At 55.8% G+C, this 24,984-nt stretch carries 18 protein-coding genes and 1 rRNA gene; 8 read left to right on the plus strand and 11 right to left on the minus strand.

The annotated features are described in order from the left end of the window. Positions 1-12: 12 nt before the first annotated feature. Genes ACXUPB_RS00280 through tkt form a run of 3 tightly spaced genes read right to left on the minus strand, consistent with a single transcriptional unit; the run spans position 13 to position 3,076 of the window. Entirely contained in the window at positions 13-738 is a 726-nt protein-coding gene (locus ACXUPB_RS00280; RefSeq protein WP_472954773.1) for an LrgB family protein, read from the minus strand. Continuing rightward, entirely contained in the window at positions 728-1,081 is a 354-nt protein-coding gene (locus ACXUPB_RS00285) for a CidA/LrgA family protein (protein ID WP_035564894.1), read from the minus strand. The genes ACXUPB_RS00280 and ACXUPB_RS00285 overlap by 11 nt, the downstream gene beginning before the upstream one ends. Positions 1,082-1,084: 3 nt before the next feature. Then, a complete protein-coding gene (gene tkt / locus ACXUPB_RS00290; protein ID WP_472954775.1) occupies positions 1,085-3,076 on the minus strand; it encodes a transketolase in 1,992 nt (663 codons plus the stop codon). A 253-nt stretch (positions 3,077-3,329) separates the two neighbouring features. Here tkt and metK point away from each other — a divergent pair, with 253 nt between their 5' ends. Together metK and ligB are read left to right on the plus strand one after the other, a co-directional pair. Beyond that, complete coding sequence (gene metK / locus ACXUPB_RS00295; RefSeq protein ID WP_472954778.1) at positions 3,330-4,550, plus strand: methionine adenosyltransferase; 1,221 nt, start codon at positions 3,330-3,332, stop codon at positions 4,548-4,550. A gap of 136 nt (positions 4,551-4,686) precedes the next feature. Next, positions 4,687-6,375, plus strand: a complete 1,689-nt coding sequence (ligB, locus tag ACXUPB_RS00300; RefSeq protein WP_472954780.1) for an NAD-dependent DNA ligase LigB — start codon at positions 4,687-4,689, stop codon at positions 6,373-6,375. On the opposite strand, the gene ACXUPB_RS00305 is transcribed toward ligB, so the two are convergent. After that, positions 6,359-7,294, minus strand: coding sequence for an AEC family transporter (locus ACXUPB_RS00305; RefSeq protein WP_472954783.1), 936 nt, complete (start codon positions 7,292-7,294; stop codon positions 6,359-6,361). The two genes, ligB and ACXUPB_RS00305, sit on opposite strands and share 17 nt — an antisense overlap. Before the next feature lie 142 nt (positions 7,295-7,436). Between ACXUPB_RS00305 and metF the strand changes: the two genes are divergently transcribed. Continuing rightward, positions 7,437-8,279 (plus strand): methylenetetrahydrofolate reductase [NAD(P)H], encoded by an 843-nt coding sequence (gene metF / locus ACXUPB_RS00310; RefSeq protein ID WP_472954784.1) that lies wholly within the window; start codon positions 7,437-7,439, stop codon positions 8,277-8,279. Positions 8,280-8,375: 96 nt separating this feature from the next. Here metF and ACXUPB_RS00315 read toward each other — a convergent pair whose 3' ends face one another. The 4 genes from ACXUPB_RS00315 to prlC all read right to left on the minus strand — a co-directional run bounded on the left by ACXUPB_RS00315 (position 8,376) and on the right by prlC (position 14,317). Continuing rightward, positions 8,376-10,577, minus strand: a complete 2,202-nt coding sequence (locus tag ACXUPB_RS00315) for a TRAP transporter permease (protein WP_035564887.1) — start codon at positions 10,575-10,577, stop codon at positions 8,376-8,378. 104 nt (positions 10,578-10,681) lie between these two features. Beyond that, a complete protein-coding gene (locus ACXUPB_RS00320) occupies positions 10,682-11,674 on the minus strand; it encodes a TAXI family TRAP transporter solute-binding subunit (protein WP_472954785.1) in 993 nt (330 codons plus the stop codon). A 283-nt stretch (positions 11,675-11,957) separates the two neighbouring features. After that, complete coding sequence (locus ACXUPB_RS00325) at positions 11,958-12,209, minus strand: YheV family putative zinc ribbon protein (protein ID WP_035564884.1); 252 nt, start codon at positions 12,207-12,209, stop codon at positions 11,958-11,960. 59 nt (positions 12,210-12,268) lie between these two features. Beyond that, positions 12,269-14,317, minus strand: a complete 2,049-nt coding sequence (gene prlC / locus ACXUPB_RS00330; RefSeq protein WP_472954788.1) for an oligopeptidase A — start codon at positions 14,315-14,317, stop codon at positions 12,269-12,271. Between the two features lie 229 nt (positions 14,318-14,546). Here prlC and ACXUPB_RS00335 point away from each other — a divergent pair, with 229 nt between their 5' ends. From ACXUPB_RS00335 to ACXUPB_RS00345, 3 genes are all read left to right on the plus strand, one after another. Then, positions 14,547-15,887, plus strand: a complete 1,341-nt coding sequence (locus tag ACXUPB_RS00335; RefSeq protein ID WP_472954790.1) for a sodium-dependent transporter — start codon at positions 14,547-14,549, stop codon at positions 15,885-15,887. 51 nt (positions 15,888-15,938) lie between these two features. Further along, on the plus strand, positions 15,939-16,484 hold the full coding sequence (locus ACXUPB_RS00340; protein WP_472954791.1) for a gamma carbonic anhydrase family protein: 546 nt from the start codon (positions 15,939-15,941) through the stop codon (positions 16,482-16,484). A gap of 126 nt (positions 16,485-16,610) precedes the next feature. Beyond that, positions 16,611-17,282 (plus strand): metal-dependent hydrolase, encoded by a 672-nt coding sequence (locus ACXUPB_RS00345; protein ID WP_335598143.1) that lies wholly within the window; start codon positions 16,611-16,613, stop codon positions 17,280-17,282. Here the strand turns inward: ACXUPB_RS00345 and ACXUPB_RS00350 are convergent. The 3 genes from ACXUPB_RS00350 to ACXUPB_RS00360 are packed head-to-tail and all read right to left on the minus strand — an operon-like array spanning position 17,258 to position 21,322. Then, positions 17,258-18,640: a sigma-54-dependent transcriptional regulator gene (locus ACXUPB_RS00350; protein ID WP_035564873.1), complete on the minus strand. Its 1,383-nt coding sequence runs from the start codon at positions 18,638-18,640 to the stop codon at positions 17,258-17,260. The genes ACXUPB_RS00345 and ACXUPB_RS00350 overlap by 25 nt on opposite strands. Further along, a complete protein-coding gene (locus tag ACXUPB_RS00355; RefSeq protein ID WP_335598144.1) occupies positions 18,633-20,552 on the minus strand; it encodes a sensor histidine kinase in 1,920 nt (639 codons plus the stop codon). The genes ACXUPB_RS00350 and ACXUPB_RS00355 overlap by 8 nt, the downstream gene beginning before the upstream one ends. Beyond that, positions 20,549-21,322: a GntR family transcriptional regulator gene (locus ACXUPB_RS00360; RefSeq protein ID WP_035564869.1), complete on the minus strand. Its 774-nt coding sequence runs from the start codon at positions 21,320-21,322 to the stop codon at positions 20,549-20,551. The genes ACXUPB_RS00355 and ACXUPB_RS00360 overlap by 4 nt, the downstream gene beginning before the upstream one ends. A 279-nt stretch (positions 21,323-21,601) precedes the next feature. Between ACXUPB_RS00360 and lldD the strand changes: the two genes are divergently transcribed. Together lldD and ACXUPB_RS00370 are read left to right on the plus strand one after the other, a co-directional pair. Beyond that, complete coding sequence (gene lldD, locus ACXUPB_RS00365; RefSeq protein ID WP_035564867.1) at positions 21,602-22,756, plus strand: FMN-dependent L-lactate dehydrogenase LldD; 1,155 nt, start codon at positions 21,602-21,604, stop codon at positions 22,754-22,756. A 497-nt stretch (positions 22,757-23,253) separates the two neighbouring features. Then, positions 23,254-24,786: ribosomal RNA gene (locus tag ACXUPB_RS00370) — 16S ribosomal RNA — on the plus strand. The last annotated feature ends 198 nt before the right edge of the window (positions 24,787-24,984 follow it).

Raw genomic sequence — 24,984 nt, forward strand, 5'->3', positions numbered from 1 at the left:
GGCGTTTCCCCATCAGCTCCCCATGCCTATCAATCGCCAAGCGAGCGGTAGCAGCATGGCAGTGAAAATGCCGGTTAGGCTCATCCCTAGTGATGCAAAAGCCCCGGCGGTTGGGCTAATCTCAAATGCTCTGACAGTGCCAATGGCATGTCCGTTAAGTCCAAGCGCAAAACCGATTAATCGCTCGTCATCAATGCGCAAAAACCGCGCGGTAAGGCTGACGCAGGGTATCGTCGCCACGCCGGTAATCAATAATGCCCCCATGAGAAGCGCCACCGTACCGCCCAACTGCTCGGTAATACCGATAGCGATAGGGGCAGTCACCGATTTAGCGGCAAGAGAGGCGAGTATGGTGTCAGAGCTACCCAGTAGCCAAGCAATCGCCAGCGAGTAGAACGCTGCCAGCGTAGCGGCAATGGGCAGGCAAATAGCCAGCGGCCGCCATAGCTCAACGATACGCGGCAACTGCTGGTAAAGCGGCATACCTAACGCCACGGTAGCAGGCCCCAGCAGCACAGTGAGCCAAGTGGCACCCTGATGATAAGTAGCGTAAGGCAGCCCCATCAGCGCTAATGCCCCGGCCAGTAGCAGCGCCGCAATTAAGATGGCGGGCAGCCAGGAGGGGCGTTTTAGGCGCTGAAAAACCCCGTTCCCGATGAGATAAGCAGTCAGCGTTAACCCTACTGCAAACAGCGGGGTAGTCGTTAACAGGGTGAGTAGCGATGTATCAGCGGACATGGGTAGGTTTGATCAGCCGTTTGAGCAACCAAAGCGTTGTCACCACGCTGAGAAGCGTGCCCAGTAATAACGCGATGAGAATCGCGCTCCATTGCCCGGCCAGCTCGCCGATGATGAAAAACACCCCAACAACACCGGGCATTATCAGCATAGCGAGAAGGGCAATTAGCGGCTGGGCGGCGGCAGCAATACTGCTAGGAACGCGACCACGCATGGCGAGCGTAACGCAAAGTAGCAGCATGCCAATAACGCCTGACGAGATCGGCAAAGCGGTGAAATAGATCACCACTTCACCGATCAGCCAGTAGCTAATCAGCCATAGAAAGCCACTGAGCGCGGGCATGGCTTAGCCGAGTAGTTCGTTGGCTTGCTTGACCACATTCTCGACGGTAAAGCCGAAGTGTTTGAACAGATCCCCCGCCGGGGCGGATTCGCCGTAGGTGGTCATGCCGATCACACGGCCTTCCAGACCTACATACTTGTACCAGTAGTCGGCGTGAGCGGCTTCAATAGCGATACGCTTGGTGACCGCTTTAGGCAGTACGCTCTCACGGTACTCGGCGTCTTGACCGTTGAAGCGATAGGCCGACGGCATGGAGACCACGCGTACGGCTTTGCCCTGCTGCTCAAGCTCGGCGGCGGCGTCCATCGCCAACGACACTTCTGAGCCGGTGGCAATCAGAATCAACTCCGGCGTTCCTTCGCTATCCTTGAGAACGTACGCACCGTTTTGAATGGCTGCCAACTGCGCTTTCGTGCGCTGCTGGTGGGGTAGGTTCTGGCGTGACAGTACTAGCGCCGTGGGGCCGGAGTGGCGCTTGATGGCGGCATCCCAAGAGGCGGCGGTTTCCACTGCATCACAGGGGCGCCAAGTATTGAGGTTCGGCGTGGTGCGCAGGTTGGTGAGCTGCTCAATCGGTTGGTGGGTCGGGCCATCCTCACCCAGGCCGATGGAGTCATGGGTGAACACGTAAATCACCTGCTGGCCCATCAGCGACGCCATGCGGATCGAGTTACGCATGTACTCCATAAAGATTAGGAAGGTTGCTCCGTAAGGTACCAAGCCGCCGTGCAGAGCGATGCCGTTCATGACCGCCCCCATGCCGAACTCACGAACACCGTAGTGCAGGTAGTTACCGCTGGCGTCTTCCGGGGTGATCGCTTTGGCGCCTTTCCAGAAAGTCAGGTTGGAGGGTGCCAAATCGGCACTGCCACCCAGCAGTTCTGGCATTTGCGGGCCAATCGTATTCAACACTTCAAAGGAGGCTTTGCGAGACGCGATGGTCTCGCCGCGTTCTTGGGCCTGCTCAATCAGTGCTTCCGTGGCAAGCTCTGCGGGGAGCTGGCGCTTCATCCGGCGCTTAAACTCGCGCGCTTCCGTGGGGAAGGCTTCGGCGTAGCGAGTGAAGCGCTCATCCCAAGCCTGTTGGACAGCTTTACCTGCGTCGCGAGCATCCCAGGCTGAGTAGATAGGCTCAGGGATATGGAACGGGGCGTGAGGCCAATCTAGCTGGGTGCGGGCCAGGGCGACTTCTTCATCGCCGAGCGGGGCGCCGTGAGCGTCCTCCTTGCCCTGCTTGTTGGGAGCACCAAAGCCAATGATGGTTTTGCAGATAATCAGGCTTGGCTTATCGTCATGGCTCTTGGCCAGCTCAATAGCGGCTTTGATCTCTTCAGGCTTATGTCCATCAACGTTGGGTACTACATGCCAGCCGTAAGCTTCAAAACGCTTGGCGGTATCATCGGTAAACCAGCCTTCCACTTCACCATCAATGGAGATGCCGTTGTCGTCGTAGACCGTGATCAGCTTGCCCAACTGCTGGGTGCCTGCTAAAGAGGCTGCTTCATGGGAGATGCCCTCCATCAAGCAGCCATCACCCACGAAGCACCACGTGTGGTGGTCAACAATCGTGTGCCCTGGGCGGTTGAACTGTGCCGCCAAGGTTTTTTCAGCAATCGCGAAACCTACCGCGTTGGCAAAGCCCTGACCCAGCGGGCCAGTGGTGGTTTCAATGCCAGGCGCGTAACCGAATTCCGGGTGGCCCGCGGTGGGTGAATGAAGCTGGCGGAAATTCTGCAGTTGTTCCAGGCTTAACTCATAGCCGCTTAAATGCAGCAGAGAGTAAAGCAGCATGGAGCCGTGACCATTGGAAAGCACGAACCGGTCACGATCGGCCCACTTGGGGTCTTCGGGGTTGTGCTTGAGGTAGTCATTCCATAGCACCTCGGCGATATCAGCCATACCCATGGGGGCGCCAGGATGGCCGGATTTGGCCTTCTGAACGGCATCCATGGAAAGCGCGCGAATGGCATTGGCTAGCTCAAAACGGGATGGCATGGGGGTGCTCCTCGCCTGGAAACAGAAATTATAAAGCCGCTATTGTCGCTGACTTCCCATGTTGCGGCAAATATGACGGCAAATTCTGGTAAGCGCGTTCTGGGAAGCATCGCCGGCAGCGTGTAGACTCTGCCCCCCGAAGTGGTGGAGAAAGTGGTGCTGCCGCTTCTCTTACGGGCAGGAGTTACCTGCCATGATTTCCTGCTGATGCTGTGCATTAGAGACAGCCATCATACAGAGGGTCGAGTGCGCGATGAGCGAATATTCCCTGTTTACCTCCGAGTCCGTCTCCGAAGGGCATCCCGATAAGATTGCCGATCAGATCTCTGACGCGGTGTTAGATGCCATCATCGCCCGTGATAAACAGGCCCGCGTTGCCTGTGAAACCATGGTGAAAACCGGGGTGGCGATCATTGCCGGCGAAATTACCACCTCCGCTTGGGTTGATTTAGAAACCCTCGTGCGCGATGTGATTATCAGCATCGGCTATAACTCGTCTGATGTTGGCTTTGATGGCGCGACTTGTGGCGTGGTTAACCTGATCGGTAAGCAGAGTGTCGATATTGCCCAGGGCGTCGATCGCACCAAGCCGGAAGATCAGGGCGCAGGCGACCAGGGCTTGATGTTTGGCTACGCGACTAACGAAACGGATTCGTTTATGCCAGCGCCGATCCACTACTCGCACCGTTTAGTCGAGCGTCAGGCCGAACTGCGTAAAAATGGCCTGTTACCTTGGCTGCGCCCGGATGCCAAGAGCCAGGTAACCTTCCGCTATAACGCTGAAGGTCAGCCCTGCGGTGTTGATGCCATCGTGCTCTCTACCCAACACGACCCAGATATTGATCAGGAAGACCTGCGCAAAATGATCAAGCGCGAGGTCATTGAGCAAGTCATCCCCGCCGAGTGGTTGGATAACAGCACCCAGTACCATATCAACCCGACCGGCAAATTTGTGATTGGCGGCCCGGTAGGCGACTGTGGGCTGACTGGCCGCAAAATTATCGTCGACACCTACGGCGGCATGGCGCGCCACGGTGGTGGCGCCTTCTCGGGCAAAGACCCCTCTAAAGTGGATCGCAGCGCCGCCTATGCAGGCCGCTATGTAGCTAAGAACGTAGTGGCCTCGGGGCTGGCTGACAAGTGTGAGATTCAGGTCTCCTACGCGATTGGCGTTGCCGAGCCGACGTCGGTCTCCATCGATACCTTCGGCACCGGTAAAATTGACGATGCCAAGATTGTTGCGCTAGTTCGCGAGCACTTTGACCTGCGCCCCTACGCGATCACCAAAATGCTTGACCTGCTGCACCCGATGTATCAGCTCACCGCCGCTTACGGCCACTTTGGCCGGGCACCGTTCGAGCACAGCTACACCTGGAGCGACGATAAAGGCCAAGTGCATACCGAAACCTTTACCGCCTTCCCGTGGGAAAAGGTTGATAAGGCCGATGCACTGCGTAAGGCCGCCGGTTTGTAAGAGATTTGCTACACCGTTTGTAAGCAATGTATTAAATCGCCCCTTTGGCTTCGGCCGGGGGCTTTTTTTATGCGCTATTTCAAAACCCTGCGCTAGGCTAAGTCTAAAGGCTGATGTGTTAACGCGGGGGTAAGTAATGTTGTTGGGTGTACGGACTTGGCTGTTGGGTGGCCTGATCTGGCTTGTCACTTTTTCCGCACACGCTGCCCAATGCCCAGATTGGCCGGAGGAACGCTTAAGCCGCGAAAGCAAAGCTCTGGCCGAGCAGGTTCAGCGCTGGGACACTGCCTACCATGACGAGGGCGTCGCGCTGATCGACGATGCCCTTTACGACCAAGCGTTAGAGCGCCTAGCCACCTGGCAGCGTTGCCTGGGCAATGTACCTGCCCATCGCCCGCTTACGCGCGTTAAACGCAGCAGCGGCACACTTGAGCACCCTGCGGCGCAGCGTGGGCTTGATAAAGCTGATGACGATGGCGTCAGACGTTTTACCAGCCGCCGCGAAGACCTGTGGATCCAGCCCAAAGTGGACGGCGTGGCGATTACGTTGCGCTATGAAAATGGCGAACTAGTCGAAGCCGTTAGCCGTGGCGATGGCGAGCGGGGCCAGGATTGGACGGCCCGTGCCCGACAGCTCCCTGCCATTCCGAATACGCTACCTGAGTCTATTTCTGCAGTACTCCAAGGCGAGCTGTATTGGCGGTTAACCCAACACGTGCAGTCGCGTTCACCCGCATCGGGTGCCCGGGGTGCCGTGGCGGGAGCAATGGCGCAATCCTCCCCTGAAACCGCCACCCTTGAACGTATTGGCCTGTTTGTTTGGGATTGGCCCGATGGGCCTAGCGCAATGCAGGAACGTTTAGCTCGGCTAAGTGAGCTAGGCTTTGATAGCGCTGACTATACTCATCCACTGGATGATCGCCGTGATGCCGCTTACTGGCGTGATAGCTGGTTTAACGGCCCTCTGCCGTTTGCCACCGACGGCGTAGTCATCAAACAGGCAGAGCGCCCCGGCGTGCGCCGCTGGTCATCTTCGCCCCCGGAGTGGGCTATTGCCTGGAAATACCCCGCCCAGCAGGCGCTAGCGGAAGTGCGCGGCATTGAGTTTCGTGTTGGGCGCACCGGGCGCGTGACGCCACTGGTGTGGCTTAATCCGGTACAGCTGGAGGGACGACGCATTAGTCGCGTCTCACTGGGCTCGCTGGAGCGCTGGGAATCACTGGATGTTCGCCCCGGTGACCAGGTGGCGATTACGCTTGCGGGGTTAACGATTCCCCAGTTAAGCGAGGTGGTGTGGCACACCCAGGAGCGCTCACCGCTGACGCCGCCTTTACCCCAGCGTTACCACCTGCTGAGCTGTTTTGAGTTACCCTCAGGCTGCGAAAGCCAGCTGCTGGCGCGGCTCACTTACCTCGGCGAGCAGTTAGGTATGCAGGGGATCGGTGAAGGTACCTGGCAAGCGCTATTAGAAGCGGGTGTCGTTACTCAGTTACTGGACTGGCTGGTGGTTGAGCCAAGCCAGCTGGAACAGGCTTACGGCATTGGCGAGGCCACCGCCGCCACGCTTACCGAGCAATTTCATGTCGCCCGCAGTCAGCCGTTTGCGGCATGGCTGAGTGCGCTGGGCGCGCCACCAGGTAGTGAGACAGCGCGGGGAGACTGGCAGCGCTTGGCGGGCTACCAGCGTGACGATTGGCAATCAATCCCCGGCATTGGTCCGGTTCGCGCTGACGCGCTGGTAGCATTTTTCAGCCACCCAGAAGTACAGCGCATGGCTTGGCAACTGCAGCAGGCGGGCGTTGCAGGTTTTAGCCCAGCCCGGTGAGGCGCAGCATTAAACCAAGGTAAAGCGGAATCAGCAGTGGCGCGAGCAGTGTGGTGACCAGCACGGCTAACGCGCCTTTTTGCGGCTGAATACCCAGCTCCATCGCCACCACCACCACGTTAGCCGCCATCGGCACCACGCCCATCAACAACAGCGCTAACGCTAGCTCTGTGGAAAGTGGCGCGATCCACTGCAGTATTAACACGGCCACGAGCATGACCACTGGCCACATCAGGTAGCGCAATCCTACGCAGGCGACGACAAATCGCGTATCCCAGGCGGAAAGCGTCACTTGGCTAAGCGTCATACCAATAATCATCATGCCCAGCAGCGTGTAGGTGGCAGGAAACACTTGCAGCGAATTCATGACCGCGGCGGGAATGGTTACCTCAAGACAGCTTAGCAGTAACGCTAATAGGAAGGCGTAGATAAGCGGCAGGCGCGAAATTTTGATTAGGCTCTCGCGTACTGAAAAGCGACCGCGAGCACTTAGGTAAAAGCCCACGGTAAATTCGTAAATATTAATCCCCAGCATACAGAACAGGTAAAGGGTAACGCCTTCAGGGGGTAGCAAAATCAGCGCAATCGGCAGGCCAAAATAGCCGGTATTACCCGTTCCTGAGGAGAACGCCAGCAGGGCCGCTTCCTGCTCACCAAAACGGTGGCGGGTAATACGCTGTACCACCAGTGCCATCAGGCTTGCCAGAATGAATAGCGCTAATGTGAGTAAAAGATAGTCAGGTGTTGGGCCGCCGTTCATCAGCGCGCGAAAAATCGTAAAAGGCGCTATCAGGTAAACCAGCAGCGTCGCAATCGGGCGAGGGTCTAGCTTGAGTCGTTGGGCGGCGAGCCAGCCGAGCCCCACGTAGCTGAGTAGCATAAGTAACGGCCCAACGAGCGCCCCAGGTGCAAGATCCATTTATCCTCCCGTTGTAGGTGTGGTGACTGACGAACATGAGCCGAATTAAAGGCCGAGCGTGAAATCTTTCATTAGCCCCAGCGCAATGGAACAGCGAGAATACCCCAAAATATCATCACTATTGATCTAAAAAGGAAATCCCATGAGCAGCCACGAGCATCCGTTAGGTATCAGCTTTGAATTCTTTCCGCCCAGTACCGATGCTGGGCGCGACAAGCTGATCCACGTTCGCGATGAACTGGCCGCCCGCAAACCGCGTTTTTTTTCGGTAACCTATGGCGCCGGTGGGTCAACGCAGGCGCGTACCCGCGAAGTAGTGCGTGCAGTCGGCGAGAGTGGTATCACCACTGCGCCGCACCTTTCTTGTATTGGTAGTGAGAAAGCCCAGCTTCGCGACCTGCTGGCACAGTACCGGGAAGAGGGCGTGGATAGCCTGGTCGCGCTGCGTGGTGACATGCCCTCCGGTATGGGGAGCATTGGTGAGCTACGTTATGCCAACGAACTGGTTGAGTTTATTCGCGCGGAAACCGGCGACCATTTCGATATCGCTGTAGCCGCTTATCCTGAATCTCATCCACAGGCGCCTAATCTTGATAAGGATGTGGAAAACTTTGCGCGTAAAATGAAGGCGGGCGCCAATATGGCTATCACCCAGTACTTCTTCACCGCCGATGCCTATTTCAATTTCGTTGATAAAGCCCGCGCGCTGGGCGTTGAGCAGCCGATTATTCCCGGCATTATGCCGATTACCAACTACACCAAGCTGGCGCGTTTCTCTGACGCCTGCGGCGCCGAGATCCCGCGCTGGATTCGCAAGCAGTTGGAATCATATGGTGACGACAGCGAAGCGATTGCCGCTTTTGGCACCGATGTGGTGAGCCGTCTTTGTCAACGATTGCTGGATGGTGGCGCGCCAGGCCTGCATTTTTATACCCTTAACCAAGCCGCGCCGGTACTGAAAGTCGTCGACAACCTGACTGACTAATCTCTCTTTATTTCTACTGGTTGGCGCTTACGAAAAACCCCGCTCAACGTCGTTTAGCGGGGTTTTTTACGCTTAGTATTTAGTGGCTTAGGCCACTCAGCCAGCTTGCGCTGTTTTATTACCACCGCCGTGTAGCTTGCGCTGCATGACGAATAGCACGATACCAATCGCGAGGCCGAGGACGTCGGTATAGATACCGCCGTAGATCATAAACATCGCCCCCACTAGCATGACAACGCGCTGCCAAGCATTAACCGGTCCAAAGAACCACGCTTGTACCATGCCCGACAGCAGAACAATCCCCAGCGTTGCAGTCACCCCAACGCGAAGGATCTGCATCGGCGAACCTTCCATCAGCATGGCGGGGCTGTAGAAGAACATAAACGGCACAATGAACGCGGCCAAGCCAATCTTGAACGAGGCCACCGACGTGCCCATGGGATTGTCGCCAGAAATGCCAGCCGCTGCATAGGAAGCCAAGGCAACTGGCGGGGTGATCGCCGACACGACTGCAAAATAGAACACGAAGAAGTGCGCGATCAGTGGCTCAATACCGATATTGATTAGGCCCGGCGCAACGACTGACGCAGCCACCGCATAGGCGGCGGTGGTCGGCATGCCCATCCCCAGCAAAATGCTGATCAACATAGCAAACACAAGCGCTAGCAGTTGGCTGACACCCGCTAAACCAAGCAGCAGTGACGAGAAGCGTGCACCGACACCCGTCAGTGAAATCACCCCGACGATTAAGCCCGCGCAGGCGCATACGGCGATAATCTGAATCGACATGGTGCCTGCAATCTGCAGGGCTTTAAGGATTGCGCGAAGGCCCATTTTGTTGGGTGAAATCCAGCTCACGACGGCGGCTGAAGCGGTTGCCAGGGTACCGGCGCGGATGACCGAGTAACCCATAAACAGCGCGACAATCAGGATAATAATGGGTGCAAACAGATAAACCTGTTTTACCAGCTTCGAGAACAGCGGGATCTCATCCTTGCGCATACCGCGCATGCCTTTACGGGCGGCTTCAAAGTCGACCATAAAGTAGATAGAGGCAAAATAGAGGATGGCAGGAATGATCGCCGCAATGGCAATTTCGGTGTACGGAATACCGGTCACTTCAGCCATGATGAACGCGCCAGCACCCATGATCGGCGGCATGATCTGCCCACCGGTTGAGGCGGCGGCTTCGATGGCACCCGCACTACGCGCGGGGTAACCGACTTTTTTCATCAAGGGAATGGTCAAGGAGCCGGTAGAAACGACGTTACCCGCCGATGTGCCATTGATCATGCCCATCAGGCCAGAGGCGAAAATAGCCACTTTAGCGGGGCCACCACGGGCACGACCCGCTGCGGCAAAAGCAAAGTTGACGAAGTAGTCGCCGACTTTCGAAGCCTGAAGAAATGCGGCAAAAATGATGAATAGAATAATATAGGTCGACGAGACTGCCGTGGTGGGCCCGAGGATACCGGCGTCGGTGTAGACCTGGCTGAAGAAGCGCTGCAGTGACAGGCCCGGATAGCCCAAAAAGCCCGGCAAATAAGGACCGGCGAAAACGTAGGTCAAAAAGACCGCGGAAATCACGACGAGGGCTAAACCCGCCACCCGGCGAGTAAGTTCTAGAATCAGCAGAGAACCTGCGATGGCCGCCCAGGAAATGCCTGACGGCGCAAATGACGTACCCGTCGACATACGGATATTGGTGTTATAAGCCACCAGCAAATAGCCTGCGCTCGCCATCGCGCAAACCATCAGCACCAAATCGGCAGGGTTGAAGCGGTGCCGAGCTTGACGGTAAAACCATGACAGCACAATCGCACCCGCCGTCGTCGCCATGAGCGGATAGCCGTAGTGCCAGTTTTCGACACTTGGGTCGATGCGCATGGCACTACCGCTGAGCGTTTGATACATCACGAAAACTTGCGCCAAGGTATAGGCAGCGGGAATCAGTAGCGCATAGCTAACCCACTTAATCCAGGCGCCTGACGCCTGATGATCGTCCTCGGCAAAGCGGGCACCGGCAAATAGCCCGTAACCCAGAATAAGTGCACCGGCAATGTGTACGATACGAAACGACCAGGTTTCCATCGGATACACGTTGAGTGAAATCAGATGGAAACTTGAGTAAGCGATCGCTAATGCCGCAAATAGCAAGAATTGCCAGCCCGTAAACAGGCGGCGATTGGGTTCAACAACGTCGTCATCGACACCATCAGCAATAGACTCGGGTATCGCAGAAGCCGCGTGGGCATCATCCTTGAGGCCAGTGGGTTCTTGGTCGGTTTTGTGACTCATTAGAGTTCACCCTCACAGCAAAAGCAGACAAAGGGGGGTAGCAGCGAAAGCTGCCCCGCCCGGCGAAACCGGAAACGGGGCAGTTAGAACGGTTTGAAGGTTGCTTAGTTGATCATATCATCAGCAATTTCATAGCCGTTCTCTTCATACCAGCGAGCAGCACCGGGGTGGAACGGCAGCACGGTGTTGTGCTTGATGTTTTCTGGAATGCTGGTTTCAGCACTGCGGTGCACTGAGCGCATGCGGTCGTTGTTTTCCATGGTGGCCTTGGTGACTTCATAAACGAAATCTTCCGGCAGATCACAGCCAGCGATAGCGAAGTTCCACATGGAAACCGCACGGGCATCTTCTTCCAGCGTGGTGTAGGTGTTGGCCGGAATCATAAACTCAGCAACGGGGAAGTTTTCCAACACCGTGGCCAGCTCTTCTTCGTTAAATTCGATGATGTTGACGTCAGTTTGCACTTCCAACTGGCTAACGGCGGGAATCGGGATGCCCGCAGCGAAGGCGACAACGTCAAGCAGACCATCCTGCAACTGACCGCCCAGGTCTGACCAGCCGCCGTTACGGCGCTCGAAGTCAACGCCCAAGGTTTCTAAAATGGCCGGGAAGTAAGTGTCAGACGTTGAGGCAGCCGGACCAAAACCGATACGTGCGCCATCTGGAATGTCGGAGATTGACTCAATGCCGCTGTCAGAAAGCGCGGTAATGGAGAATGGCGTTTCGTACATGGGGAACATGGCGCATACATTGTCCATCTTCATACCAGGCGCCAGCGGGCTTTCGCCTTTAACGGCATCAGAAGCGGGACCCATGGTGGTTAAGCCAAATGCCATGTCGCCCGTGTGCACGAGTGCCAGGTTTTGAGTCGGGCCACCGGTGACTTCACCGCCACCCGATACACCCAGCTCATCAGCAATAAAGTTTGCCCAGCCTGAACCGTAAACGAAGTAAGTGCCGCCTTGGCTTGCGGTACCCACAGTGAAGTTGTCAGGCCAATCGGAACGGTCTGCTTGAGCTTGAGCACTGCTGGCAGCCGCCACAAGCAGGGCGCTGCTGGCGAGAAGAGTGAACGTTTTAGGCATTTGATTGCGCATGGCGAAAGTTCCTAGCTGTTATTGGGGTTATAGTCTGATGATTCCGAGTAATATCGCTCATCGAACGGCATTAATCAGGCTATGCAGCAGTTATAACAGCGATAGTTGTGCCAGCTTATCTTTATGATTTTAAAATCAAATGCTTATGATTTTTTTATTCAACTTTGGTGGAAAGGGCTTTTCGCTATTGTGTCCGGTTGTTCGCACGGCAGCGGCTTTTTAGTGTGCGGATAACCGCACGCTTGCTGCGCTCTTTTGATACGAACAGGGCGAGAGGAGGGTATTAGCGAGAAGATTTGCCTGGATCCATAATGCGTACGGGTTGCACATCCTGCTGTTTCTGATCATCGCGGAGCTGGTTAACCCGGGTGGTCATTTCGGTAAGCGCATCTTCTTCTATAGGCAGTTGCTCAAAAAAATCGCAGCTGACGCACTCGCGGTAGCGGATGCCATTTTGTTCCCAGGCGCGGATACGATCCATCGCCGCACAGCGCGGGCAGGTAACACCGGCGATAAAGCGTTTAACAGTCGACATTCGAAACTCCAAACGCGTGGCACTCAAGGTGCCACGCATGGGAAATGGTTTAAAAAAGCTTAAGCAGCGCGAATGCCGCAGTGGCGCAGCAGCGGTTCGACGCTGGGTTCACGGCCACGAAAGGCGACAAACAGGTCCGCCGCGTCTCGGGCACCGCCCTGTTCGAGGATTTCGCAACGAAAGCGCTGTCCTGTTTCAGGGTCGAAGATACCGGCCTCTTCAAAGGCGCTCCAGGCATCCGCCGAGAGTACTTCCGCCCACTTGTAGCTGTAGTAACCGGCAGCGTAGCCCCCGGCGAATACGTGGCCAAAGCTATTCTGAAAGCGGTTGTACGATACTTTCGGTAACACTGATACGGCATCGCGCACTTCATCTAACAAATTTTGCACGTCGCTGGCGCTGGGAGCGGTTAACTCATGATGCAGTCGCAAATCAAACAGCGAGAACTCAATTTGACGCATCATGCCCATAGCGGATTGGAAATTCTTAGCCGCTTGCAGGCGCTCAAGCAGCTCTGCAGGTAGCGCTTCTCCGCTATCCACGTGCTTGGCGAGCAAGTCTAGCCCTTCGCGCTCCCAGCAGTAGTTTTCCATAAACTGGCTGGGCAGTTCGACGGCATCCCAGGCAACGCCATTAATGCCGGAAATATCGGCTATGTGCTGTTTGGTCAGCATATGGTGAAGACCGTGACCAAACTCATGGAACAGCGTGGTGACTTCATCGTGGGTGAGCAGCGCAGGTCGACCGCCTACCGGGGCCGTGAAGTTGCAGGTTAAAAAGGCGACCGGCAATTGCAGGCCCTGCTCTGTTTGACGCCGCACGCGGCAATCCGCCATCCAAGCGCCGCCCCGCTTCCCTTCACGGGCGTAGAGATCCAGATAAAAACCGGCAATCGGCTGGCCGTTTTCGGTAATGCGGAAATAGCGTACGTCAGGGTGGTAGCGAGGCGCTTCGGTATCCTCTTCAAAGCGCACGCCATAAAGACGCTCGACCACCTGAAACAAGCCATCGACCACCCGTGGCGCGGGAAAGTAAGGGCGTAGCTGCTCTTGAGAAATAGCATGGCGCGCTTCACGCAATTTTTCACTGGCGTAGGCAATATCCCACGGTTCTAGAGTCTCCAGGCCAAGCTCGTTTTGGGCATAGGTGCTCAGCTCAGCAAACTCTTCTTGCGCCTGGGGAAGCGCTCGGCGGGCTAAGTCGTTGAGAAAGTCGAGTACCTGCTCGGGGGACTCTGCCATTTTGGTAGTCAGCGAATAATCAGCGTAGGTGTCAAAGCCGAGTAGTTGGGCAATTTCGCTACGTAGCGCCAGTATCTCTTCCATGATCGCGGCATTATCAAACTTACCCGCGTCAGGGCCCTGGTCTGAGGCGCGGGTAACGAAGGCGGTATATACTTCGCGACGCAGCTCGCGGTTGTCAGCGTAGCTAACCACCGGGAAAAAGCTGGGGAAATCCAGGGTAATACGGTAGCCCGCCACGCCTTTCGCTTCGGCGGTCGCTTTTAATGTTTCAAGGGCGCTTTCGGGTACACCCGCTAAGGCTTCTTGGCTGTCGATATCTTTGTGCCATGCTTGAGTGGCATCCAGCACGTTATTCGAGAACTGGTTTGACAGCATGGAGAGTCGCGACTGAATCTCGCCGTAGCGGGCTTTTTTGTCTGCGGGAAGGTCAACACCGGCCAGACGAAAATCGCGCAGCGCATTCTCAACAGTACGCCGCTGTGCGGTATCCAGGGTTGCCCAGGCCGGGCCCTCTTTTAGCGCTTGCCAGCCATGGAACAGCCCTTCGTGTTGGCCAACCCAGGTGCCAAAAGCGGAGAGTTTTTCAAGGCATGCCTGATATGCTTCGCGCAATTCTGGAGAGTTCATGGTGCCGTTAAGGTGCGAGACCGGTGACCATGCTTTGGTAAGCCGATCATTAACCGCTTCCAGCGGCACCGCAAAATTCTCCCAGCTTGGCGGGGCGGCGGCTGCCTGTTCGGCGAGGTGGTCAATAGCTTCGCGGCTCTCGCTAAGCAGTGTTTCCACAGCGGGCTCCACATGCTCGGCGCGAATCTCAGCAAAGGGGGGTAGCTCGTGCGTTTCAAGCAGCGGGTTGGTGGACATAAGCACCTCAAGTGGCATCGTTTTTAAAACCGTATAGGAAGCGCAAAACGCGCAATAATAATGACACAGTGCGGGCGGTGGGGCTGCGTTTCAATGTTAGCTTCAACAACTATAACAACGATGTTTAATGTCAGGGTTTAATATCAGGATTTACGCTTAGGGTTTGGCCTGCACGCAAGCGCCTGCTAGTCTTGCCGCCTTTTATTGCCACCAACGGCAGGAGCATGTGATGAGCGAGACGCTGGAGCGCTGGGGGTCGAAGCGGGCCTTTATCTTGGCGGTGACAGGTGCTGCGGTGGGGTTAGGCAACATCTGGCGCTTCCCTTATGTGGCGGGGGAGAACGGTGGCGCGGCCTTTTTGCTGATTTACGTGGCGTTCGTGCTACTGCTGGGTATCCCAGTGATGATGGCGGAGATACTGATTGGCCGTGCCGGTCGGCGTGGGCCGATGCAGGCGTTGGGGGCCTTGGCGGCCGAGGCGGGGGCTTCCCCTCACTGGCGCTGGCTAGGGCTGTTCGGGGCGTTCACTGTGTTCTGCATTTTATCGTTCTACTCGGTGGTATCCGGCTGGTCGATTGAGTTTCTGGTGGCCTCCGTTAACGGCAATTTTAATGGCGCGAGTGCCGCTGAGATCGGTGCCAGCTTTGAATCTTTTTTAGCCAATCCGAGGCTGCTGATTTTTAATCACTCGCTGTTTCTGTTTATGACCATGACCGTGGTAGCGGCGGGCGTTGCCAAGGGACTGGAGCGGCTGAACAACCTGCTGATGCCGCTGCTGTATCTGTTGTTGCTGCTACTGGCGGGCTATGCCGCGACGACCGATGGTTTTGGTACGGCGCTGGCGTGGTTATTCTTACCCTCTTTCGAGGCGCTGACACCATCGGTAGTGGTGCATGCCATGGGCCATGCCTTCTTCACGTTGGCGGTGGGGGCCTGTGCATTAATGGCCTATGGCGCTTATATGCCGGAAGAACAAAGCCTGCCCAAGGCAGCGGTTGCGGTCGCAGTGCTCGATATCAGCGTGGCATTACTGGCGGGGATCGCTATTTTCTCAGTGGTATTCGCTCAGGGCATGGACCCTGCCGACGGCCCGGGCTTGATGTTTGTGACGTTGCCTATCGCCTTTTCTGAGCTGCCATGGGGCTCGGTATGGCTAAGCGTGTTCTTTTTACTGTTGTTATTGGCCACCTGGACATCGGCGATTAATCTAGCGGAGCCGATGGTCGCCACGCTGCAAGGGCTGGGGCTGCGTCGGAGTATCTCGACGGCGATCGTAGCGCTCAGTGTCTGGTTGATCGGGCTATTATCAGCTTTCTCCTTCTCCTCCCTGGCTGAGTTTCGGCCGCTGTTCGGGCGCAACGTTTTTGAGCTTGTTAGCAGTATACCGCCGGATGTTTTCCTGCCTTTGGGCGGCTTGTTGATTGCGGTTTTTGCGGCTTGGATCATGCCACGTGAAAGGGTGGTCAGCGCGTTAGGCGTGGGTGAACGCGGCTATTTAGTGTGGCGTAATATCATCCGCTGGGTGTCGATTCCGCTTACCTTTATTGTTCTATTGGCCGGGTTGCTATAGTGGGGTGATCGAGTTCTCTACTTTTTCCATCCAAAATCTCAGGAGCGAGTGATGAGCAGTGCGCTAAGAGGCTATCAAGGTATCGAACCCCAATTGGGTGAGCGTGTTTATATTGATCCGGCCAGCGTGGTCATTGGCGATGTGGTGCTGGGTGACGACTGCTCCGTGTGGCCAATGACGGTGATTCGCGGCGATATGCACCGAATTCGTATCGGCGCACGAACGAGCGTGCAGGATGGTAGCGTGCTGCATATAACCCACGCCAGTGACTTCAGCCCCGACGGCTTTCCGCTCACCATTGGGGACGACGTGACGATCGGCCATAAAGCGATTCTGCATGGCTGCACGCTGGGCAGCCGGATACTGGTAGGGATGGGCGCGATTGTGATGGATGGCGCGGTCGTCGAGGACGAGGTCATCATCGCTGCGGGTGCTGTCGTCACGCCGGGGAAGCATTTGGAAAGTGGTTATGTATATGCTGGTAATCCGGCCAAAGCGATGCGGCCGCTGAAAGATAAAGAGCGCGCTTTCTTCTCCTATACCGCCGGTAACTACGTCAAATTAAAAGACCGTTTCTTGGCAGAAGCGTCTCTTTAATCATTTTCTTAGAGAAGCCTAAGCAGTTGCTCAGCCAACCTTTTTTCTAAATAAGTCATGTCGCGGCCGCAATAAATCTGTTAATTTATACAGTTTTCTGTTGTGCAGACTCTGGGATGCCGCGTCATGGCTAATTTTCGCACGCATATTACGGTAGCAGCGGCGGGCGGCATGCTAGTAGCTTACGCAGGCTGGAAAGGCCAATGGTGGCCGCCTTCACAAGCGGTAGTGATGATTGCGCTGGTCACTTTTGGGGGCATTCTGCCCGATATTGATGCCGACCGCTCTCATTCCATCCGTTTGATATTTAACTTACTTTCAGTGCCTGCTTTGGTGCTGGGGGCACTGTTGCTCCAGCCCTGGCTAACGCCTGGTGCGCTGTTAGTTGCCTGTGGTGGGATCTACTTCTGTGTTCGCTATTTGGCAGGCGTACTATTTTCGCGGCTAACCGTTCACCGCGGTATTTGGCATTCTCTGCTGGCGGGTGGGCTATGTAGCCTACTGGCCGCCACGTTTAGTTTTAACTTACTTGGCCAGCCAGCTTGGTTGGCCTGGTCCCACGGGGCTGCCACGTTGGTTGGTTTTTTGATTCATCTGAGTTTGGATGAAATATATAGCGTTGACCTTGAGGGTGCCCGGCTAAAGCGTTCGTTTGGAACAGCGCTAAAGTTAGGCGATAGCCGTCGGCCGATGTCCAATCTGTTGATGCTGATTGCGACGTTTACGCTAATTCCCTGGGTGCCGCCCTGGTCGGTATTGGGCGAGTTGCTGCATCAAGGCTCGCTGCTGTGGCGGTAGTCGTCGGCGTTGAGTCCGTGTTTTTTAAGCTTGTCGTAAAAGGTTTTACGCGGAATGCCTAAGTGGCGACAGACATCGGTTACCCGGCCGTGGTAGCGCGCCAATGATTGGCTGATCAGGCTCTTTTCAAACAGCTCAACCTGGCGCGGTAAAGTAGGCTCTTCGGTGTCGGCGTTGACCCCTTCCAGCAGCGCATCCAGGCGATAGTCAAAGGCGGCGCCCAGCAGCACGTAGCGCTCGGCAAGGTTGCGCAGCTCGCGCACGTTCCCGGGCCAGTCATGAGCCAGCAGGGCGGCAATGGCGGGGCTGTCGAGGGTCGGTGCTTCCAGGCCGCTGCGGTTGGCAGCTACCACGGCAAAGTGCTGGAACAGCAAGGGAATATCTTCACGCCGCTCACGCAGTGCGGGCAGTGGCAGGGTAACCACGTTTAGCCGGTAGTAAAGATCTTCGCGAAAATTTCCCTCTTCGGAGGCGGTTTTGAGATCGACCTTGGTGGCCGCAATCACGCGGATATTAAGCGGAACGGTTTCATTGGCGCCTAGCCGTTCGACGCTGCGCTCTTGCAGTACCCGCAGCAGTTTGACCTGCAGCGCCATGGGCATCGATTCAATTTCATCTAAAAATACCGTGCCGCCATTAGCGTGTTCAAACTTGCCGATGCGACGCTCTACGGCGCCGGTAAAGGCGCCCTTTTCATGACCAAATAGCTCGGACTCAATCGTGTTTTCAGGCACCGCACCGCAGTTAATGGCCATAAACGGGCTGTTACGCCGGGCGCTGCGTTCGTGAATAGCGCGAGCGACGAGGTCTTTGCCGGTCCCCGTCTCACCAAACAGTAGTACATCGGCTTCTACTTGGCTGATGCGCTGAATCATCGCCGCGAGCCGGGAAATGATGGCGGTACGACCCACCAGACGCGGCCCTAAAGCGGCTTGTTGCACTTCCAGTTCAGCTTTTAGGCGATGGTTTTCCAAGCTCAACTGGCGCTTCTCGATGCCGCGGCGTACCACATCCAGCAGTTGATCACCGGCAAAGGGCTTCTCAAGAAAATCCCAGGCGCCTGCGCGCATCGCTTCTACCGCGGTAGAAATATCGCCGTGGCCGGTGATTAAAATAATCGGCAGGGTGGCATCGCGGCTGTGTAGCTCATGCAGTAACGCCATGCCATCCATCCCCGGCATGCGGATATCGCTCACAATCACGCCAGGGAAGTCCGGCGTTAATGCCGCCAGCGCTTGTTCTGCTGATTCAAAGCAGTAGGGCGTGTAGCCCGCAAGTTCGAGGGTTTGGCTGGCAGTGATCCGCAGATGTGGTTCGTCGTCGATCACCATGACCGGCAGCGTCGACGGCTCATGCATAGTGAGTGCGCTCCTGGGGGTGCATAAATGTTGAGTGGGGCAGGGTAATGGTGAAACAGGCGCCCCCTTCGGGTTGGTTAGCAGCCTGCAGCTTGCCGCCTAGATCGTCCATGATACGTGAAGAGATCGAAAGCCCCAGGCCCAAGCCACTCCCTGGCGCCTTGGTGGTAAAAAAGGGTTCAAAAATATGCCCTAAGTGCTCCTCGGGGATGCCAGGGCCGTTATCGGTAACACTGATAACGACTTGCTGCTGGTGGGTATGCGCCCCTAAGGTCAGTTGTGGGGCCGGCACGCCTTTCATAGCCTGCAGTGCATTGCCGATTAAGTTGACCAGCACCTGTTCCAGTCGCACCAGGTCGCCTTTTACCCAAAGCGTTTCATCGGGCCAATCCTGAATAATGCTGATATTGCCTTCGCGCAGGCGGCTCTGAAACAGGCGTAAGGCGTAGTCGATACAGGCTTGTACCGATATCGTCTCCTGGCGCTCGCTGCTTTTGCGCGAAAACTGCCGCAGCTGGGCGCTGATATCCGCCATGCGTTCGGTCAGCTCGACAATTTGTTCCAGGTTGGCATCCGCCTTGTCGTGGCGGGCTAATGCGATAAAGCGACGGGCGTTTTCTGCGTAGGCGCGAATAGCCGCCAGCGGTTGATTGAGTTCATGGTTGATGCCCGCGGCGAGTTGCCCTAAGACAGCCAGCTTGGCGGCTTGAATAAGCTCATCCTGGGTTTGACGCAAGTTGGCTTCAGCGCGGCGACGTTCTTCAATTTCATCGGAAAGGCGTTGGTTGCTCGCCACCAGGTCACGAGTGCGGCGTTCAACGCTGACTTCCAGTTCGTCACGCACGCGGGCCAAAGTGTTGCGCTCGCGTTGGGCAAATGCTTCCCGCTCACGACGCAGCCTTAGACGCTGCCAGCCAATGCCCACACCAAGCGTTACCACGCCATAAAGGCCGCCTGCCATGAGGGCGGCAATCCATTGGGCGCTAATCACCGGTGTTAACGGCTTTAAAATATGCATTTGCCAGCCAAACTCAGGAATATGCCGGGTCAGGCTAAGGTAATCGCCGTTGCTTAGCGGGCCCTGGGAGAAACTGACCAGCTGACTGCCCTGGCGGTAAGGCGCATCGACTTCTATACCCGAAGGCGACAACGGCTCCATGGCGTAGCGGCGAGTGTCGTGCAGTGTTTGGCGCTGTTCATCGCTGAGCGGGTAAAGTGCGTTCATGCGCAGTTCTGGGTGGCTGGCCATGAAAATGATGTCGTCGCTGTCGGTGACAAACAGCTCGGCATCCTGTTCCGCCCAGCTCTCTTCAACGTCATCCAGGAGAACTTTTACCACTAACACCCCGTCTGGCTGGGAATCTGGCGAAGTGTCGTCTAGCCACACGGGCGATGAAAAGTAGTAGCCCCGCTCAAGAGACTTGATGCCCAAACCAAAAAACCGGCCCTGGCCGCCTGCAATGGCATCGGTGTAGTAGGAACGAAACGCATAGTTCTGACCAATAAAGGTGTTGGGGCGGTGCCAGTTGCTGGCGGCGATCGTGTCACCATCGCGGTTGAGCAGATAGACGTCCGACACGCCCGCTGTGAAGCGGAAACGATCCAGTAGCATATTCAATGGCATCGGGTCTTGACTGTCGGGAGAGGCCAGAAAGCGCTGCACGCCTTCCCGGGTAGCAAGCATTTGCGGCAGGTAGTCGTAGCGCAGCAAATAGCCGTTCAAGTTGGCGGCAGACAGCCGCAGCTCGTTTTCAGCATCATCCTGCAAATTGGAAAGAGCTTGCTCACGCGCCAAGTGAGCGGCCTGCCAAACGCATAGCAGCAAGCCGAGCGAAATGACCAGTAGCCACAGGCGCCGCCAACGTAGCGGTAAAGGAGCCGGGGCTTGATTGGTCATGGCAGCGCTGTTCATGCCGGTGTTTTGCTATTGCCCTGGGCGCGGCGAAGAGCGCGCTGGGCGCGTGTCTCTGCCCGGGCCATTTCCAACAACCCTTCTTCTACAAACACTAGATGTTCGTGGGCGCGAGTACGCGCATCTTCCGCGCGCCCTTCTAAAATGGCATTGAGCAGAGCGCGGTGCTGTTGCATTAATTGGCTGCGCGAGCCTTCCTTGGCAAACAAGTGGGCGAGATTATTAACAATGCTTTTCTCCAGCAGATGGAAAATGCCGCGAATGGTATGCAGCAGCAAAACATTGTGGGCGGCCTCGGCAATTGCAAGGTGGAACGCTGCATCCAGTTTCGCTTCTTGAATAGGGTCGGCACCGGCAAAACCGCCATCGAGCTCTTCGAAGCGCTGAATTAAGACGGCTTTGTCGGCGGGGGTTGAGCGCAGCGCAGCGTAGTAAGCGGATATACCTTCCATGGCGTCGCGGAATTCAAGTAAGTCCAGGTTAAATTCGCCGTGACGGGAGAGCATCTCCAGCAAGGGGTCTGTATAACCATTGCTGAGGTCGTCGTTCACAAAAGTGCCGCCGCCTTGGCGGCTGGTCAGTAAACCACGAGCGGCTAGTTTCTGGATGGCTTCCCGTAAAGAGGGGCGCGAAACGCCAAATCGTTCTGCTAACTCACGTTCGGGAGGTAAGCGCTGGCCTGGTTTTAGGCTGCCTTCCAGCATCATAGCTTCAAGGCGCTCAGTAATTACATCGGCCAAGCGCTGCTGGCGGAGCGGTGGGTAGCTCATGCTGGTTGGCTCCTTTAATTGGTAAGACCAATATTAAGGGCTTTGAAGCCTTAGCTCAAGAGTCTGTAGGGTAGGGAGTGGTGTGTCAGGCCTCATGAATAGCGGCTTTAAACTAAAGTATAGCGCAGTGGGGTGCTATAAAGCGGCATCATCGTTTGACACGCTTAAGGCGTCTCACTAATGTTGGTGTTACTTTTTTGTCAATTGGTAAAACCAATTCTAACAATGGGCGTCGGTGTAAAGCGCATCCATTGCATAGGCTATTGCACAGGGCTATCCATGATCATTTCAGCTTCCACTGACTATCGCCAAGCGGCCAAGCGTCGTATCCCGCCCTTTTTGTTTCATTACGCGGACGGCGGGTCTTATACTGAGCATACGCTGCGGCGTAATGTCGAGGATCTTGCCGGTATCGCGTTACGTCAGCGCGTGCTGAAGGATATGTCTTCATTGTCACTGGAAACCGAGCTGTTCGGAGAGAACCTCGCCATGCCGATTGCTTTAGCGCCGGTGGGGTTGGCAGGCATGTATGCAAGACGTGGTGAAGTGCAGGCGGCGCGGGCAGCTACTAATAAAGGCATACCGTTTACGCTGTCGACAGTATCGGTGTGCCCAATCGATGAAGTAGCCTCGGCAGTCGATCGGCCTATCTGGTTTCAGCTCTATGTGCTGAAAGACCGTGGCTTTATGAAGCATGCATTGGAGAAAGCCAAGGCCGCTGGCGTCAAAACGCTGGTTTTTACCGTCGATATGCCGGTGCCTGGGGCGCGTTATCGCGATGCGCACTCTGGCATGAGCGGCAAGTATGGGTCAGTCCGACGAATGGCTCAGGCCGCAATGCATCCTTTCTGGGCATGGGATGTGGGCATTCATGGCCGCCCACATGATCTAGGTAATGTGTCTGATTATCGCGGTAAGCCAACGGAGCTTGAAGATTATATTGCCTGGCTTGGTGACAACTTCGATCCGGCTATTTCCTGGAAAGACCTGGAGTGGATTCGGGAGTTCTGGGATGGACCGATGATCATCAAGGGCATACTCGACCCCGAAGACGCTCGTGAGGCGGTTCGCTTTGGTGCGGATGGCATTGTTGTTTCTAATCATGGCGGACGCCAGCTTGATGGGGTGCTTTCTACCGCGCGTGCTTTGCCTGCCATCGCCGATGCGGTTAAAGGGGACATAGCGATACTGGCTGATTCTGGTATACGCAGCGGACTTGATGTCGTGCGGATGATTGCTATGGGTGCTGACACGGTATTGCTTGGGCGTGCCTACATCTATGCTCTTGCCACTGCCGGCGAGGCTGGCGTTACCCATTTGCTTGAGTTATTCGAAAAGGAAATGCGGGTAGCAATGACACTCACCGGGGCGCATAGCATCGCCGACCTCGGGTCTGATTCTTTGGTTCCAACTTCGCTTCGCGATGTCTATTAAGCGTCGCGTGCGCCTTGCTAATATCAATATTAAAAAAGCCCTTGCCAACGCGGCCACGAAACCGTAAAGTACGCATCCGCTGCCGGGGACGCCAAGCGTTTCCAGCGGTGAATGAAGGTGAAAACCTTCGGTTTGTCAGGAGGTTAGAGCAGGTTGTAGCGTTCGCCTCACTCGCTAAAAAAACAGCGATTGACAAACATCAGGAACTGCGTAGAATACGCCTTCCTCGCTGCGGCAAGCCAGTTCAACGGCCCGCCGGGTTGCTTTCACAGTAACCAGTACAGCGAAACAGCTCTTTAACAATTTGATCAGGTAATTCATGTGGGCGCTTGCTGATGTTGGTGACAAATCACCGAATATCAAGGCAAGCGACTCAAGCAATAAGGTTTTAAAGGATTCGTCCTTTGGGATCTGTTTTGAATGAATTCGTTTGAACCTTGAGCCAAGTTTGGTTCGCTTCTGTTGCTTCGGTGACAGGCAAGAACCGCATAGATCTTAAACTGAAGAGTTTGATCATGGCTCAGATTGAACGCTGGCGGCAGGCCTAACACATGCAAGTCGAGCGGTAACAGATCTAGCTTGCTAGATGCTGACGAGCGGCGGACGGGTGAGTAATGCATAGGAATCTGCCCGATAGTGGGGGATAACCTGGGGAAACCCAGGCTAATACCGCATACGTCCTACGGGAGAAAGGGGGCTTCGGCTCCCGCTATTGGATGAGCCTATGTCGGATTAGCTAGTTGGTAAGGTAATGGCTTACCAAGGCAACGATCCGTAGCTGGTCTGAGAGGATGATCAGCCACATCGGGACTGAGACACGGCCCGAACTCCTACGGGAGGCAGCAGTGGGGAATATTGGACAATGGGGGCAACCCTGATCCAGCCATGCCGCGTGTGTGAAGAAGGCCCTCGGGTTGTAAAGCACTTTCAGCGAGGAAGAACGCCTATCGGTTAATACCCGGTAGGAAAGACATCACTCGCAGAAGAAGCACCGGCTAACTCCGTGCCAGCAGCCGCGGTAATACGGAGGGTGCAAGCGTTAATCGGAATTACTGGGCGTAAAGCGCGCGTAGGTGGCTTGATAAGCCGGTTGTGAAAGCCCCGGGCTCAACCTGGGAACGGCATCCGGAACTGTCAGGCTAGAGTGCAGGAGAGGAAGGTAGAATTCCCGGTGTAGCGGTGAAATGCGTAGAGATCGGGAGGAATACCAGTGGCGAAGGCGGCCTTCTGGACTGACACTGACACTGAGGTGCGAAAGCGTGGGTAGCAAACAGGATTAGATACCCTGGTAGTCCACGCCGTAAACGATGTCGACCAGCCGTTGGGTGCCTAGAGCACTTTGTGGCGAAGTTAACGCGATAAGTCGACCGCCTGGGGAGTACGGCCGCAAGGTTAAAACTCAAATGAATTGACGGGGGCCCGCACAAGCGGTGGAGCATGTGGTTTAATTCGATGCAACGCGAAGAACCTTACCTACCCTTGACATCTACAGAAGCCGGAAGAGATTCTGGTGTGCCTTCGGGAACTGTAAGACAGGTGCTGCATGGCTGTCGTCAGCTCGTGTTGTGAAATGTTGGGTTAAGTCCCGTAACGAGCGCAACCCTTGTCCTTATTTGCCAGCACGTAATGGTGGGAACTCTAAGGAGACTGCCGGTGACAAACCGGAGGAAGGTGGGGACGACGTCAAGTCATCATGGCCCTTACGGGTAGGGCTACACACGTGCTACAATGGCCGGTACAAAGGGCTGCGAGCTCGCGAGAGTCAGCGAATCCCTTAAAGCCGGTCTCAGTCCGGATCGGAGTCTGCAACTCGACTCCGTGAAGTCGGAATCGCTAGTAATCGTGAATCAGAATGTCACGGTGAATACGTTCCCGGGCCTTGTACACACCGCCCGTCACACCATGGGAGTGGACTGCACCAGAAGTGGTTAGCCTAACGCAAGAGGGCGATCACCACGGTGTGGTTCATGACTGGGGTGAAGTCGTAACAAGGTAGCCGTAGGGGAACCTGCGGCTGGATCACCTCCTTAAACGATGCGTCACAGTTGGTAAGCGTCCACAATGAATTACCTGATCAGAATGCTGTTGATGCGCAGTGATAAGCCAACCGCCTCCGGCGGTGTCTTATCACTGCGTATAGCAGTCGCTCTTTAACAATGTATATCATGCTGACAAGAACACTTCGCAAGAAGTGCTTCTTAAATTGTGATACGCGTCAGCGTATCCGG

Source organism: Vreelandella sp. DA03-1M, assembly GCF_055725665.1.